The sequence below is a fragment of the Lysobacter oryzae DSM 21044 genome (assembly GCF_059568595.1).
Genome location: NZ_JCANTQ010000009.1, coordinates 377,791 through 391,650, shown reverse-complemented (window position 1 = coordinate 391,650; position 13,860 = coordinate 377,791). Strand labels below are relative to the sequence as shown.

Sequence of the window (13,860 nt, the reverse complement as noted above, 5' to 3'; positions counted from 1 at the left end):
GCCCCCGAGGGGCCCTTCGTTGTCCTGCGGTCAGTGGCGCGGCCGTCAGAAGCCTGCGCCGACGGTGACGAACACCGTCGCGTGGTTCGCGTTCTTCTGGCCGGCGGTCACGCTGGTACCGATGTTGGCATCGAGGCCGAAGACCTTGGTGCGGGCGCCGAACGTCAGCGTGCCGTAGTCCTGGTCGAATTCGACCCCCGGCACCGCGTACGGCGCGGTGTCCGGCATCGACTGCAGTTGCGCGAACGCTTCCGCCGGCGCGTCCTCGAACTCGCGATCCACGGTCAGGCGCGCGTACGGCTTGAAGGATTCACTGGCGGCATAGCTCGCCTGCCAGCCGACGCTGCCGATCAGCGAGTCGAAGCTCTGGTCCGAATAGGCCAGGGAAGTCGACAGCTCCGGGTGGTCTTCGGCGAAACCGTCGACGTCGATGCGCTGCGCGAGCACGCTGATCACCGGGCCGTGGCGCAGCGCGCCTTCGCCGAACTCCCAGCCCGCGCTGATGCCGCCGGTCAGGTTCTCGCCGTCGGCCGAGCCGCTGTGCTTGCGCACCGCCTGGCCGAGCACGACTTCACGATCGATGTCGAAGTCGACCTGGCTCCAGCTCAGCTGGCCATTGACCCATGCACCGTTGTCCCCGTACCAGCCGATGAAACCGCCCAGGCTCAGGTCGGTCTGGTCGAAGCTGCCACCGCGATGGCCGAAGTCCTGGGCCTGGCGGCCGTAGCCGGCGAACCCGCCGTACACGAAGTTGCCGCTGTTCCAGTCGACGCCGAAGGTCAGGGTCGGACCGGCCCCGTCGTACACGTTGCCGTGGGCATACCGCTGGAAGTCGCCACGCAGGTCGCTCCACCACTTCATGCCGTCCGCGTCGGGGCTGGTCGCATGCGCGGCAACCCGCTCGGCGCGCGAGCGGCCGACCATCGCCGCCGAATTCGGCAGCAGTGCGATCTGGCGCGGCGCTTCCATCACCGAGACCGCGTACTCGGCGATGATCGCGTGCGCTTCGGTGCTCGGATGCACGCCATCGGCGAAGGCCCGGCCGCTGCCGGTGCTCACGCAGGTGAGGGAGCTGCCGGTGCAGGCCGGGGTGGTGGCGCTGTTGAACCCGTAGGCGCCCGGATCGGCGCTGATTTCGTGCAGCAGCGCGTAGTCGTTGAGCGGGATCACGCGCAGCCCCTGCTGGGCGATGCCACCGAACAGGGTCTGGTTGTAGGCGTTCACCAGCGCGGTGATGCCGGCCGATCCGGTGGGACCCTGCGACAGGCCGAACGGGGTCAGGCCGACGTCAGGCAGGTTCGGCACCAGAATGTAGCGCGCGCCCGCCGCGGTCAGGGTATTGACCAGCCCGACCTGGGTCTGCGCGGAACCGAGGAATTGCTGCGTGGTGATCGCACCGTTGAGCGCGAAGAACAGATCGTTGGCGCCGCCCCAGACGGTGTAGAGCGCGTTCGGATCGGCCTGGCCGCCGTTGCGCGCCAGGTGGGCGGAGACCTGCGTGCCCAGCGAGGGCGCGAACTGGGTCGGCACGCTCGGCGGGAAGCCGGGACCCGGCTTCACCGTGGCGCCACCGGCGGCGAAATTGGTACCCGTGGCCGCCACGATGCCCGTGTTGGTCAGGCCCCATGCCGACGAGGCATTGGTGCCGTAGTGGCCAGCCAGATATTCCGACCAGACCAGGCCCGGATTGGTGGTGAAGCGGCCCACGATGGCAGCGCTGGGTCCGGCGTTCTGTACCAGGAACGGCCGGTAGAAGCCGGAGTCCGTCAGGCTGTCGCCGAAGAAGACCGTCTGTGAAAAGGTTTGCGCGAATGCGGGCGCAGACGCCAGCGCCAGGGCGGCGGCAAGCAGACGGCGGACAGGCTTCTTCATCGATTTTTCTCCCCGAAAAAAGTGAATGCGTTCTTGTGGTTGTTCCGATCACGCCGCAGCAGGCATACGCGAGCGGATGGAGCCGCATCGAACCATGCCGTGACGCGGCGCACAAGCGGCAGCGCGGCATGGCCGCTGGCCGTCGTGCCCGCGGCGAACGACAATGGCGCCATGAACATCGTCTTGAACGGCGAGCCGCGTGCGCTCGCCACTGCGTTGACCGTGCTGCAACTGCTCCAGGCAGAGGGGCTGGGCGAACGTCGCGTCGCGGTCGAGATCAACGGGGAAATCCTGCCGCGCAGCCGCCACGGGGAACACACGCTGGGCGAAGGCGACCGGATCGAGATCGTGCACGCCCTGGGCGGAGGCTGATCGCCGTACGCTTGGGCAGGTGACGCGCGGTAGACACCGGCGGTAAGGAAGTCCGGCCATCGCGGGCGGAGGGAGTCGCCCGGGATCCGTGGCTTTGCGGCCCCGGTTCGCACCGGGTGTGCCATTAGCGTACCGCACGGTGTAAACCGCGCGTAGCAGAACTAGTCGTGCCGGGGGTAAGCGCAGGGGAACGCTTCCTGGTCCGGGCTGTAACGCATTCTGCTTATTGTCCCAACGCAGCCGAATCCCGGAGGCGGCCACGCTCGCATGCACGGGTCGCAGACATGCGACGGACGGTCGATGGCGGGCACAACCGGTCCGGCCCCGGCGGCGGCGGCCTCACTGCTAAAATTCGCGGATGACGCTCCCCGCACTGTTCACGCCGCCCGCGGACCCCCTGGTCATCGCCGGCAAGGCCTACTCCTCCCGCCTGCTCACCGGCACCGGCAAGTTCCGTGACCTCGACGAAACCCGCCGCGCCACCGACGCCGCCGGCGCGCAGATCGTCACCGTGGCGATCCGCCGCACCAATATCGGCCAGAACCCGGGCGAGCCGAACCTGCTCGAGGTGCTGCCGCCCGACCGCTACACCATCCTGCCCAACACCGCAGGCTGCTACACCGCCGAGGATGCGGTACGCACCTGCCGCCTCGCGCGCGAGCTGCTGGACGGCCACAACCTGGTCAAGCTCGAAGTGCTGGGCGACCGGAAGACGCTCTACCCCGACGTGGTGCAGACTCTGGCCGCGGCCGAGACGCTGGTGAAGGACGGCTTCGACGTCATGGTCTACACCAGCGACGACCCGATCCTGTGCAAGCGCCTGGAAGAAATCGGCTGCGTCGCGGTGATGCCGCTGGCCGCGCCGATCGGTTCGGGCCTGGGCATCCAGAACCGCTACAACCTGATCGAAATCGTCGAGAACGCGCAGGTGCCGATCATCGTCGACGCCGGCGTCGGCACCGCTTCCGATGCCTCGCTCGCGATGGAACTGGGCTGCGACGGCGTGCTGATGAACACCGCGATCGCGGGCGCGAAGGATCCCGTGCTGATGGCGCACGCGATGAAGCTCGCGGTGGAAGCCGGACGCGCCGCGTTCAAGGCCGGGCGCATTCCGCGCAAGCGCTATGCGAGCGCCTCCTCGCCGGTGGATGGACTGATCGGGTGAGCCGGCGCTTGCGGGCCATTGGCTCGCGCTCCGGCGAATGCCCGGCGATGGATGGCCGGGCCGGGCGTTCCACGGGCAATGACGTCGCGCCAGGATGGCAACCGTAACGCCTCACCAGACTTCCTTTGAAAAGCCGCGCGTGACCGACACACACGACCACCGAAAAGCACCGCCCAAGCCCTTCACCATCGAAGAAGGCCATCGCAAGGTCCGCAGCTTCGTGCTGCGGCAAGGGCGCTTCACCCCCGCGCAGCAGCGCGCCTTCGACGAACTGTGGCCGCGTTTCGGGCTGGACTACGCCGGTCGGCCGCGCGACTTCGACGCCGTGTTCGGCCGCAAGGCCAAGCGCGTGGTCGAGATCGGTTTCGGCAATGGCGAGGCGCTGCGCTTCGCCGCGCAGCACGACAAGGATCGGGACCTGATCGGCATCGAGGTGCATGCCCCGGGCGTCGGACGGCTGCTCAACGCGCTTGCCCAGGACGGCAGCGACCACGTCCGCCTCTACCACCACGACGCGGTCGAGGTGTTGACCCACGAGATCGCCGACGGCTCGCTCGATGAAATCCGGATCTACTTCCCGGATCCGTGGCACAAGAAGCGCCATAACAAGCGTCGCCTCGTGCAGCCCGACTTCGCCAAGCTGATCGTGGGCAAACTCGCCAGCGGCGGGCGCTTGCACCTCGCCACCGATTGGCACGACTATGCCGAGCAGATGTGGGACGTACTCGACGCCACACCGGGCATCGCCAATCGAGCTGGGGAGCGCGGATCAGTGCCGCGGCCGGAATGGCGGCCACAAACGCATTTCGAGACCCGCGGCCAGAATCTCGGCCACGGCGTCTGGGACCTTCTCTACGACAAGAACTGATGACCCGCTGACGCCCCGGCATGGACACCGCGCTCCCGCTCACCACCGACATGAAGCTCGTTCTCGGGCTGGTGGTGTTCACGATGGTGATGTTCCTGTTCGAACGCATCCGCGCGGACGTCGTCGCCCTCGTAGTGCTGGTCCTGCTCGGCTTGTCCGGCCTGGTCGAACCGGAACTGCTGTTCAACGGATTCTCCGGCAACGCGGTCATCAGCATCGTCGCCACGATGATCCTCGGCGCCGGCCTCGACCGTACCGGCGCGCTCAACCGGCTCGCCGGCTGGCTGCTGCGACGGGCGAACGGCATCGAACAACGATTGCTGTTGTTCACGACGGCCATCGCCGGACTGAATTCTTCCTTCATGCAGAACCCGTCGGTGATGGCGCTGTACATGCCCGTCGCCTCGCGCCTGTCCTCGCGCACGGGCCTGTCGCTGCCGCGCCTGCTGCTGCCGATCGCCGCCGCCATCGTGATGGGCGGCGCACTGACCATGGTCGGCAACTCGCCGCTGATGCTGCTCAACGACCTGCTGGTGGCGGCCAACGCCAACCTGCCCTCGGGCGCGGCGACCATCGAACCGCTGAAGATGTTCGCGCCGTTGCCGATCGGCCTGGCGCTGCTCGCCCTCTCCCTCGCCTACTTCCACTTCTTCGGCGACAAGCGCCTGCAGGGAAAGGAGGAGGCCGGCGGCGGCGCCACGCCCGCGCGCACGCAGAGCTACTTCGCCAGGACCTACGGCATCGAAGGCGATGTCTACGAACTCACCGTGAGCGCCGACAGCCCCCTTGTCGGCATGTCGGTCGGTGAGGCCGAAGCCCTGCGCGGCGCGCCGTTGCTGCTCGCGCTGAAGACGGGCGACGAGTCGCGGCTGGCGCCGCCGGCGGATGCGCGCATCTGGGTCGGCAGTGTCCTCGGCGCGATGGGCGACAAGCAGGTGGTCGGCGATTTCGCGCAGAACAATTTCCTGCGCCTGAGCTCGCGCCTGCGCAACTTCTCCGACCTGTTCAATCCCAGCCGCGCGGGCATCTCCGAGGCCGTGCTGCCGCCGACGTCGAAGTTCCTCGGCATGAAGGCAGGCGACCTGGGCCTGCGCAAGAACCTCGGCCTGAGCCTGCTCGCGGTGAACCGCGACAAGCAGGTGCTGCGCGAGGACCTGCGCGGCGTGACCCTGCGCAGCGGCGACATGCTGGTGCTGCACAGCATCTGGACCGACCTGGCGGAAGCGGCCGAGAGCAAGGACCTGGTCGTCGTCACCGACTACCCCAAGGGTGAGCAGCGTCCGCACAAGCTCAAGATCGCCCTCGCCATCTTCACGGTATCCATGCTGCTGGCGCTGTCCTCGCGCCTGCCCGTGTCGATCGCGCTGATGACCGGCGTGGCCGGCATGCTGATCGCAGGCGTGCTGCATATCGACGAAGCCTATGCGGCCATCAACTGGCGAACGGTGTTCCTGATGGCCTGCCTGATCCCGTTGGGCTGGGCGATGGATTCGAGCGGCGCCGCGGCGTGGGTCGCCGGGCATTCGCTGGAACAGCTACCCAGCGGCACCCCGGTGTGGGTGCTGGAACTGCTGGTGGGGTTCCTGACCACTGCGTTCTCGCTGGTGATCAGCCATGTCGGCGCAACCATCGTGATGGTGCCGCTGGCCATCAACCTCGCGCTGGCTGCGGAAGGCAATCCGACGGCGTTTGCACTGATCGTCGCGCTATCGGCATCGAACAATTTCATGACCGCGTCAAACCCGGTGATCTCGATGGTCACCGGCCCGGCCGGCTACACGGCCAAGGAGATGTGGCGCATCGGCGGCCCGCTGTCGATGCTGTACACGCTGGTGATGGTGGCGATGGTGGAGCTGCTGTTCCGCTGATCGCGGCGGCTACGACGCGAGCCACACGTGTCCGTCGCGCACTTCCACCACCACTGCGCGCAGCGCTTCACCACGGCAGGGGCCGCCCACGCATTCGCCCCGCGCGAGTTCGAAGCTCGCGCCGTGCGCCGCACACACGAGCAGGCCGTCCTTGCTCTTGAGGAACTGCCCGGGCGCCCAATCGAGACGGCGTCCTGCATGCGGACAGATGTTCAACCACGCGCGCACCGCGTCGCCCTGGCGATACAGGATCAGCGATTCCGCATCGCCATCGATGACCACCTCGGTTTCGGCAAAGCCGCCGTCGGCAATGGCGTCGAGGGTCATCAATGCGGGGCGTGGTTTGGGCTCGGTTGTGTCCACGGTCTCATTGTTTAACGCAGTTCTCACACTTGACCCGAAAGCCCGGCCGATACTGCGCGCCCGGTCCTCGTGACCGGATTGTGTCACCACCGGGGTCCGTCGACGAATGTTTGCCCACGCCTTCCGCTTCGATCAGTTCAATGCGCGCATGCGCAACGCGTTCACTGCTCCGCGCAAGCCGCGCCACCGCGCGCTGCGGGTCGCGCTGGGCCTGGTCGGGCTGGCGCTGCTGGCGGTGCTGGTGATGTTCGGCGTGTTCGTCGGCGCGGCGATGGTCGGTGCCGGCCTGCTGTTCAAGCTGTGGAAGCAGCGCGGCAAGCCCATCGCGCGCGACCCGCGCGTACTCGACGGCGAATTCCGCGTAGTCAATCCCGTCTCGCTGCCGCGCTGACGCATGCACGACGTCGTCGTCGCAGCGCCGCAACCGCGTGTTCCGGTGCGCGGCTCCGGCCTCGCCCCGGACAGCTGCTTCCCGGTCCATCGGATCTACTGCGTCGGCCGCAACTTCGCCGAGCACGCGCGTGAAATGGGTGCAGCTGCGCCCACTTCGCCGGCCGAGCGTGGCAATCCGACCTTCTTCCTCAAGCCCGCCGATGCCATCGCCACCGATGGCCACGTCGTCTATCCGCCCGGCACGCGCGAACTGCACCACGAAGTGGAACTCGTCGTCGCACTCGGCCACGACGCTCCCATCGGCGGCATCGCCGCGGACGAAGCGATGTCGCTGGTCTACGGCTATGCGGTCGGGCTCGACCTGACCCGCCGCGACCTGCAGGCCGCGGCCAAGGCGAAGAGCCTGCCCTGGGATACCGGCAAGTCGTTCGAGCACGCCGCGCCCATCGGCGCGATCGTTCCGGCCGCGGACCTCGGCGCGCTCGATGGCCACACGCTCACGCTGCGCATCAATGGCGAGGTGCGCCAGCACGGGAGCCTGTCCGACCTGATCTGGAACGTCGGCGACATCATCCACGAGCTGTCGAAGCTGTACGCGTTGCGCGCCGGCGACCTGATCTTCATGGGCACGCCCGCGGGCGTTGGCCCGCTGCTGCCGGGCGACACGTTCGAGGCGCGGCTCGACCGCGCCGATGCGCAGAGCGACCTGGTGCTGCAGGGCGTCATCCTCGCCCCGACCGCTTCGGTATAGTCCGGCCCGGCACCTCCGTGCCATCCAACGGGAGGACAAGATGGGCCTGATTGCGGAATTCAAGGAATTCGTCGCGCGCGGCAACGTGGTCGACCTGGCCGTCGCCGTGGTCATCGGCGCCGCCTTCGGCAAGATCGTCACCGCCCTGGTCGACGGCATCGTCATGCCCGTGATCAGCCTGCTGAGCGGCGGCGCCAGCGTCGCCGACTGGAAGTACGTGATCACCCCGGCGCAACTGGACGCCACCGGGAAGCAAGTCGCCGCCGAAGCCGCCATCCGCTACGGCATGTTCTTCCAGGCGGTCATCGATTTCCTGATCATCGCCTTCGTCATCTTCCTGGTGCTCAAGGCCTACAACCGCATGCGCAAGCCGGCCGAGGCCGCCCCGGCGGCGCCGGTGGAAGAAGTGCTGTTGCTGCGCGAGATCCGCGATTCGCTCAAGCGCTGACCACGCAGCCGGGCGCAGCCGCGAGCGAGGCTCGCGGCTGCCGCCAAAAACTCTCACGCCTGCGGTGGCGTGGCGCACAACGTAAGGGAGCCGCGGGCGGTTAAGCTCGCGGCTCTCTCGTTTCCGCCGCCCGAAAGGAGCCGTAATGCGCGTTGTGCCGTGGGTTCTCGCTGCTTCCCTGCTTGCCGCCGGCCCGCTCCCGGCCGCACCGCGCACCACGACCATTCCGGCGAAAGCCGTCGCGACGGCCACGCAGCTGCGCGAAACCGCGCTGGCGAGCAACCTCGGCTACCAGGTCACCGAATCGCTGACCACCGAGGTCGGCCCGCGCCTGGCCGGCAGCGAAGCCGACACCCGCGCGGTGCAGTGGGCGCAGGCCAAGTTCAAGGCCTTGGGCTACGACAAGGTCTGGCTGGAGGAAGTGCGGTTCCCGAAGTGGGAGCGCCGCGGCGAACATGGCGAAATCGTCGGCGCCAACCACCAGCGCCTCACGCTCATCGCCCTGGGTGGCAGCCCGGGCGGAACGGTCGAGGCCGAGGTGGTGCGCTTCGCCGACCTGGCATCGCTGGAAGCGGCACCCGCCGGTTCGCTCGCCGGCAAGATCGCCTTCATCGACCACCACATGGAGCGCGCACGCGACGGCAGCGGCTACGGCATGGGCAGCAAGGTGCGCGGCCGCGGTCCCTCGGCCGCCATCCGCGCCGGTGCCGCCGCCTACCTGATGCGCTCGGCCGGCACCGATTCGCATCGCAATCCGCACACCGGCATCACCCGCTTCGACGAGGGGCTGACGCCGATCCCGTCCGCCGCGCTGGCGGCGCCCGACGCCGACCAGCTCACCCGCCTGCTCGCGCGCGGCCCGGTGCGGGTGCGCGTGGCGTTGGACTGCGGCTGGGACGGCGAGGCGGTGTCGCACAACGTGGTCGGCGAGATCCGCGGCCGCGGCAAGCCCGATGAGGTCGTGCTGATCGGCGGGCACCTGGACTCATGGGATCCGGGCACCGGCGCGATCGACGACGGTGCAGGCGTGGGCTTGACGATGGCCGCGGGCGCATTGATCGGCGAACTCAAGCAGCGGCCGCTGCGCACGATCCGCGTCGTCGCGTTCGCGAACGAGGAGCAGGGCCTGTACGGCGGCAAGGCGTACGCGGCCAGGCACGTGGGCGACATCCGCAAGCACCAGCTGGCCGCGGAGAGCGACTTCGGCGCCGGCCGCATCTATGCCTTCCGCAGCGGCGCACCGGACTACGCGCAGGCCGCGGTGAAGCAGATCGCCGAGGTGCTGGCGCCGCTGGGCATCGCCCATTCGCCGGACGAAGGCGGACCCGGCCCGGACATCAGCCCGTTCGCCGCGCAGGGCCTGGCCTGGGCCTCGCTGCGCCAGGACGGCAGCGACTACTTCGACTACCACCACACCCCGGACGACACGCTCGACAAGATCGATCCGAAGGCGCTGGCGCAGAACGTCGCGGCGTATGCGGTGTTCGCCTACCTCGCCGCCAGCGCGGACGGCGACTTTGGCAGCGAGGCGAAGACCGTCTCACCGCCGTCGGAATGAATTCCGCGCAAACGAAAAAGCCCGGGAATTCCCGGGCTTTTTTTGTTACGCGCCGCGCGCTACAGGCGCGAACGCCACGCCGCCAGCAGCACCGCCGTGGCCGCGGCGACGTTGAGGCTTTCCACCGCGCCGGTGCCGGGAATCGACAGGCGCAGGTCGCAGGCGGCGGCCAGCTCGGGGTCCATGCCCTCGCCTTCGCTGCCCAGCACGAACACCAGTCGCTGCGGCAGCGAGGCGTCGAAGGCGTCCTGCCCGCCCTTCACCACTGTCGCGGCCAAGGCGAAACCGGCGCTGCGCAGCTGCGCCAGCGCATTGTCCTGGCGGCCCAGCCGCACCATTGGCACCGCTTCCGCGCCGCCTTCGGCCACGCGCGCGGCGGCGCCCGACAGCGCGAGCGGCGAATGTTTGGGCAGCAGGATCGCGCTGACGCCGAAATGCGCGGCCGAGCGCAGGATCGCGCCAAAGTTGTGCGGGTTGCCGACCCCATCCAGCCATACCGCGCATTGCGGGCCGTCGCGCAGGTCGCGCAGCCAGGTGGACAGCGATTGCGGTTCCTCGCGCAGGACGTCCGCGACCACGCCCTCGTGGTGCGTGCTGGCGGCGAGGCGGTCGAGGTCGCCCTCTTCCACCACCCGGTAACCGACGCGATGGGCCACGCACCACTTCAACAGCGGCTGCAGCGCGGGAATGCGCGACTCCACCAGGTAGAGCTTGCGGATCGCCGCGGGGCGGCGCGCGAACACCGCATGCACGGCGTTGAGGCCGTACAGGCGCAACTCGGTGTCGCGGCGCGCACGCGCCGGATGCGCTGCTTCCATGCCTTCCTCGTGCCAGGGTTCATCGTGGCTGCGCACGGGCACCCGCGGCGCCGGATGCGGGTGCGAAGCGCGTGGCGCGTCGTGCGATCGCGGCGCGCGGTCGCGGGCCGGGGGCGAGGTCGGGGACTTCCAGGGTCCCGCGCCGGGCGGGCGCGGGGGACGGGAACGGTGTTCGGACATGCGCGCAGCTTACCGCGTCGCCATCGACAGGCGGCGCGGAAAGCCGATCCTGCCGCGGCGCTAGGCGTGCCCGCTGACCGGCGGCGTGACCTGCTCGAGCTTCTCCAGTTCCTGCGCGACCGCGTCGGGCGAGCGCGTGTAGGGCGCCAGCAACGCGTAGAACGCCGGCACTACCAGCAGCGACAGCAGCGTCGAAAACGCCACGCCGAACACGATCACCACGCCGATGCTGGCCCGGCTGGCGGCGCCCGCGCCACTGGACAGCATCAGCGGGATCGCACCGCAGATCATCGCCACCGAGGTCATCAGGATCGGGCGCAGGCGCACGGTCGCCGCTTCGACGATCGCCTCGCGCACGGTCCGGCCCTCGTCGCGCAGCTGGTTGGCGAACTCGACGATCAGGATGCCGTTCTTCGCCGCCAGGCCGACCAGCATGACGATGCCGATCTGGCTGTAGAGATTCAGGCTGACGCCCCAGATGGTCAGGCCGAGGAGCGCACCGAGCATCGCCAGCGGCACGGTGAGCATGATCACGAGCGGATGCAGGAAGCTTTCGAACTGCGCCGCCAGCACCAGGAACACGACCAGCAGGGCCATGCCGAAGGTGAAGAAGATCGCGCCGCTGGACTTCATGAATTCCCGCGATTCGCCCTTGTAGTCGACCTGCGCTTCCGGCGGCAGCTCCTCCGCGGCGAGGCCGCGCAGGTAGTCGAGCGCCTCGCCCACGGTGTACCCCGGCGCCAGGCCCGCGCTGAGGGTGATCGCGCGCATGCGGTTGAAGCGGCTGAGCGTGCCTGCCTCGGCGTTCTCGCTCAGCTTCACCAGGTTCGACAGCGGCACCAGCTTGCCGGTGGTGGTGGAGCGCACGTACAGGCCGGTGATGTCGGTGGGGTCGCGGCGGCTCTCCAGCGGCGCCTGCATGATGACGTAGTACTCCTCGCCATCCTTCTCGTAGGTACCCGCGCGCAGCGAGCCGAGCATGGTCTGCAGCGCATTGCCGATCGCCTGCACCGGCACGCCCAGGTCGGCCGCACGCGCCTTGTCGATGTCGACGCGGATCTGCGGCAGGGTTTCCTTGTAGTCGGAATCGACGTTCAGCAAGCGCGGGTTCTCCTCCATCCGCACCAGCATGCGGTTGCGCCACTGCGCCACGGTCTCGTAGGTCGGACCGCGCAGCACGAACTGCACCGGGCGGCCGAAACCGCGGACCAGGCCTTGCCGCACCTCGGTGGTGATGCGCACGCCGGGGATGCCGGCCATCGTCTTGCGCACTTGGTCCATCACGTCCTGCGTGGTCACGTCGCGCTCGTCCCACGGCTTGAGGAACACCGTCGCGCGACCGGTGTTGAAGCCGCTGCTCTGGCCGCCGAAGCCGCCCGGCACGCGCGTGATCACGCGCGCCACCGGCTTGCCGTCGCCGGTGTATTCGAGCAGGCGCTTCTCGATCCCGGCCATCTGCCGGACCATGTAGTCGTAGCCCGCGCCTTCCGGCCCGGTGATGGAGACGTTGAAGTCGCCGCGATCCTCGGCCGGCGCCAGTTCCGACGGCACCAGCTTGAACAGCACGCCGCTGATGACGAACGTCGTCGCCATCGCCGCGGCCAGCAGCCAGCCGCGGCCGACCACCTTGCCGACGAGGCCGCGGTACCAGCGCGTGAGCGTGTCGAGGCGCCCGTTTACCCAGTTGTTGAAGCCGAGGCTTTTACCGGCGATGCCATGCGTGTGCGGGCGCAGCAGCAGCGAGCACATCATCGGCGTCAGCGTCAGCGCGACGAATCCGGAGATCGCCACCGCCCCGGCGACCGCGACCGCCAGCTCGCGGAACAGGCGACCGGTGTTGCCCTCCATGAAGGCGATCGGCAGGAACACCGCGATCAGCACCACCGTGGTGGCGATCACCGCGAAAGCGACCTGGCGCGTGCCGCGCATCGCCGCGAGCAGCGGCGGCTCGCCCAGGTCGGTGCGGCGCTGGCAGTTCTCCAGCACGACGATGGCATCGTCCACCACCAGGCCGATCGACAGCACCAGCGACAGCAGGGTGAGCTGGTTGATCGAGAATCCGCAGGCGTACAGGGCCATGAACGCGGCGGTGATGCACACCGGCACGGTGACCGCCGGGATCAGCGCCGCGCGCGCGCTGCCGAGGAACACGAACACCACCAGCAGCACCAGCGCGATCGCCTCGGCCAGGGTCTTGTAGACCTCGTCCACCGCGGCCTCGGTGAAGACCGTGGAATCGAAGGCCACGGTCATCTGCATGCCAGGCGGCAGGGTCTTCGACACCTGCTCCACCAGCGCACGGGTCTTCTGCGCCACCTCCAGCGAGTTCGCCGTCGACGTGGCGACGATGCCCAGGCCGATCTGCGGCACGCCGTTGCCGTGGTAGTAGGCGCGGCGCTCTTCCGTGGCCAGTTCGACCTTCGCCACTTCGCCCAGGGTGATGACGTGTCCGTCGGCGCCCTTGCCGACCACCAGGCCGGCGAAGCTTTCCTGGGTTTCGTAACCGCGCATCACCCGCAGCGCGAACTCGCGCGTCTGCGATTCGATGCTGCCGCCGGGCAGCTCGATGTTCTCGCGGCGCAAGGCCGTACCGATGTCGTCTGGCGTGAGCCCGCGCGCGCTCAGCGCCTTGGCGTCCAGCCAGACCCGCATCGCGTAGCGCTGGCCGCCGCCGACGAATACCGAGGAGACGCCATCGATCGAGGAGAACTGGTCGACCAGGTTGCGTTCGGCGTAGTCGGTCAGCTCCTGCGCGCTCAGCCGGGGATCGCTGAGGTTGAGGAACATGATCGGCGAAGAGTCGCTGTCCTGCTTGGCGACCTGCGGCGGGTCGACGTCCTCGGGCAGGCGGTTGCTGACGCGGCTGATCGCGTCGCGCACGTCGTTGGCGGCGCCCTCGATATCGCGCGTGAGGGTGAACTCGATGTTGATGTCGGAGCGGCCGTTGCGGCTGGTGGCGGTGATCAGGTCCACGCCCTCGATGCCGCTGATCGCGTCTTCCAGCACCTGGGTGATGCGGCTCTCGACCACCGCCGCCGAGGCGCCGGTGTAGCTGGTATTGACCGACACCACCGGCGGATCGACGTCGGGCAGTTCGCGCAACGGCAGGCGGGTGAACGAGACCACGCCGAGCACGATCAGGATCAGCGACATCACCGTCGCGAAGACGGGACGCTTGATCGAGACGTCGGAAAGCAGCACGGC

At 68.7% G+C, this 13,860-nt stretch carries 13 protein-coding genes and 1 riboswitch; of the genes, 8 read left to right on the top strand and 5 right to left on the bottom strand.

All coding sequences use genetic code 11. The annotated features are described in order from the left end of the window. Positions 1 to 45: 45 nt before the first annotated feature. Positions 46 to 1,872: an autotransporter domain-containing protein gene (locus BP05_RS05540; RefSeq protein WP_496361298.1), complete on the bottom strand. Its 1,827-nt coding sequence runs from the start codon at positions 1,870 to 1,872 to the stop codon at positions 46 to 48. Further along, positions 1,869 to 2,045, bottom strand: coding sequence for a hypothetical protein (locus BP05_RS05535; RefSeq protein WP_496361296.1), 177 nt, complete (start codon positions 2,043 to 2,045; stop codon positions 1,869 to 1,871). The genes BP05_RS05540 and BP05_RS05535 overlap by 4 nt, the downstream gene beginning before the upstream one ends. On the opposite strand from BP05_RS05535, the gene thiS reads away from it, so the two are divergent. The 4 genes from thiS to BP05_RS05515 all read left to right on the top strand — a co-directional run bounded on the left by thiS (position 2,044) and on the right by BP05_RS05515 (position 6,145). Continuing rightward, positions 2,044 to 2,244 carry a sulfur carrier protein ThiS gene (thiS, locus tag BP05_RS05530; protein WP_496361294.1) on the top strand — a complete coding sequence of 67 codons (201 nt, stop codon included), beginning with the start codon at positions 2,044 to 2,046 and terminating at the stop codon, positions 2,242 to 2,244. The two genes, BP05_RS05535 and thiS, sit on opposite strands and share 2 nt — an antisense overlap. 43 nt (positions 2,245 to 2,287) lie before the next feature. Next, positions 2,288 to 2,377, bottom strand: a riboswitch (cyclic di-GMP riboswitch). Between the two features lie 225 nt (positions 2,378 to 2,602). Then, positions 2,603 to 3,409, top strand: coding sequence for a thiazole synthase (locus tag BP05_RS05525; protein WP_496361292.1), 807 nt, complete (start codon positions 2,603 to 2,605; stop codon positions 3,407 to 3,409). Between the two features lie 139 nt (positions 3,410 to 3,548). Beyond that, positions 3,549 to 4,277, top strand: a complete 729-nt coding sequence (trmB, locus tag BP05_RS05520; protein WP_496361290.1) for a tRNA (guanosine(46)-N7)-methyltransferase TrmB — start codon at positions 3,549 to 3,551, stop codon at positions 4,275 to 4,277. Between the two features lie 20 nt (positions 4,278 to 4,297). After that, the gene (locus tag BP05_RS05515; RefSeq protein ID WP_496361288.1) at positions 4,298 to 6,145 is read left to right on the top strand and encodes an SLC13 family permease; all 1,848 of its coding nucleotides are present in this window, start codon (positions 4,298 to 4,300) and stop codon (positions 6,143 to 6,145) included. Between the two features lie 9 nt (positions 6,146 to 6,154). On the opposite strand, the gene BP05_RS05510 is transcribed toward BP05_RS05515, so the two are convergent. Further along, the gene (locus BP05_RS05510; RefSeq protein ID WP_496361524.1) at positions 6,155 to 6,472 is read right to left on the bottom strand and encodes a Rieske (2Fe-2S) protein; all 318 of its coding nucleotides are present in this window, start codon (positions 6,470 to 6,472) and stop codon (positions 6,155 to 6,157) included. Positions 6,473 to 6,614: 142 nt separating this feature from the next. Here BP05_RS05510 and BP05_RS05505 point away from each other — a divergent pair, with 142 nt between their 5' ends. The 4 genes from BP05_RS05505 to BP05_RS05490 all read left to right on the top strand — a co-directional run bounded on the left by BP05_RS05505 (position 6,615) and on the right by BP05_RS05490 (position 9,658). Beyond that, a complete protein-coding gene (locus BP05_RS05505; RefSeq protein ID WP_496361286.1) occupies positions 6,615 to 6,899 on the top strand; it encodes a hypothetical protein in 285 nt (94 codons plus the stop codon). Between the two features lie 3 nt (positions 6,900 to 6,902). Then, entirely contained in the window at positions 6,903 to 7,652 is a 750-nt protein-coding gene (locus BP05_RS05500; protein WP_496361284.1) for a fumarylacetoacetate hydrolase family protein, read from the top strand. A 40-nt stretch (positions 7,653 to 7,692) separates the two neighbouring features. Then, on the top strand, positions 7,693 to 8,100 hold the full coding sequence (mscL, locus tag BP05_RS05495) for a large-conductance mechanosensitive channel protein MscL (protein ID WP_496361282.1): 408 nt from the start codon (positions 7,693 to 7,695) through the stop codon (positions 8,098 to 8,100). 145 nt (positions 8,101 to 8,245) lie between these two features. Next, complete coding sequence (locus BP05_RS05490; RefSeq protein ID WP_496361280.1) at positions 8,246 to 9,658, top strand: M28 family peptidase; 1,413 nt, start codon at positions 8,246 to 8,248, stop codon at positions 9,656 to 9,658. Between the two features lie 59 nt (positions 9,659 to 9,717). On the opposite strand, the gene BP05_RS05485 is transcribed toward BP05_RS05490, so the two are convergent. Then, the gene (locus BP05_RS05485; RefSeq protein ID WP_496361278.1) at positions 9,718 to 10,656 is read right to left on the bottom strand and encodes a TrmH family RNA methyltransferase; all 939 of its coding nucleotides are present in this window, start codon (positions 10,654 to 10,656) and stop codon (positions 9,718 to 9,720) included. Positions 10,657 to 10,716: 60 nt separating this feature from the next. Next, the gene (locus BP05_RS05480) at positions 10,717 to 13,857 is read right to left on the bottom strand and encodes an efflux RND transporter permease subunit (RefSeq protein WP_496361276.1); all 3,141 of its coding nucleotides are present in this window, start codon (positions 13,855 to 13,857) and stop codon (positions 10,717 to 10,719) included. Between the last annotated feature and the right edge of the window lie 3 nt (positions 13,858 to 13,860).

Coding starts and splice junctions, on each gene's coding strand:
- BP05_RS05540 (WP_496361298.1), bottom strand. CDS start 1,872: ATGAAGAAGCCTGTCCGCCGTCTGCTTGCCGCCGCCCTGGCGCTGGCG.
- thiS (WP_496361294.1), top strand. CDS start 2,044: ATGAACATCGTCTTGAACGGCGAGCCGCGTGCGCTCGCCACTGCGTTG.
- BP05_RS05535 (WP_496361296.1), bottom strand. CDS start 2,045: ATGGCGCCATTGTCGTTCGCCGCGGGCACGACGGCCAGCGGCCATGCC.
- BP05_RS05525 (WP_496361292.1), top strand. CDS start 2,603: ATGACGCTCCCCGCACTGTTCACGCCGCCCGCGGACCCCCTGGTCATC.
- BP05_RS05515 (WP_496361288.1), top strand. CDS start 4,298: ATGGACACCGCGCTCCCGCTCACCACCGACATGAAGCTCGTTCTCGGG.
- BP05_RS05510 (WP_496361524.1), bottom strand. CDS start 6,472: ATGACCCTCGACGCCATTGCCGACGGCGGCTTTGCCGAAACCGAGGTG.
- BP05_RS05505 (WP_496361286.1), top strand. CDS start 6,615: ATGTTTGCCCACGCCTTCCGCTTCGATCAGTTCAATGCGCGCATGCGC.
- BP05_RS05500 (WP_496361284.1), top strand. CDS start 6,903: ATGCACGACGTCGTCGTCGCAGCGCCGCAACCGCGTGTTCCGGTGCGC.
- mscL (WP_496361282.1), top strand. CDS start 7,693: ATGGGCCTGATTGCGGAATTCAAGGAATTCGTCGCGCGCGGCAACGTG.
- BP05_RS05490 (WP_496361280.1), top strand. CDS start 8,246: ATGCGCGTTGTGCCGTGGGTTCTCGCTGCTTCCCTGCTTGCCGCCGGC.
- BP05_RS05485 (WP_496361278.1), bottom strand. CDS start 10,656: ATGTCCGAACACCGTTCCCGTCCCCCGCGCCCGCCCGGCGCGGGACCC.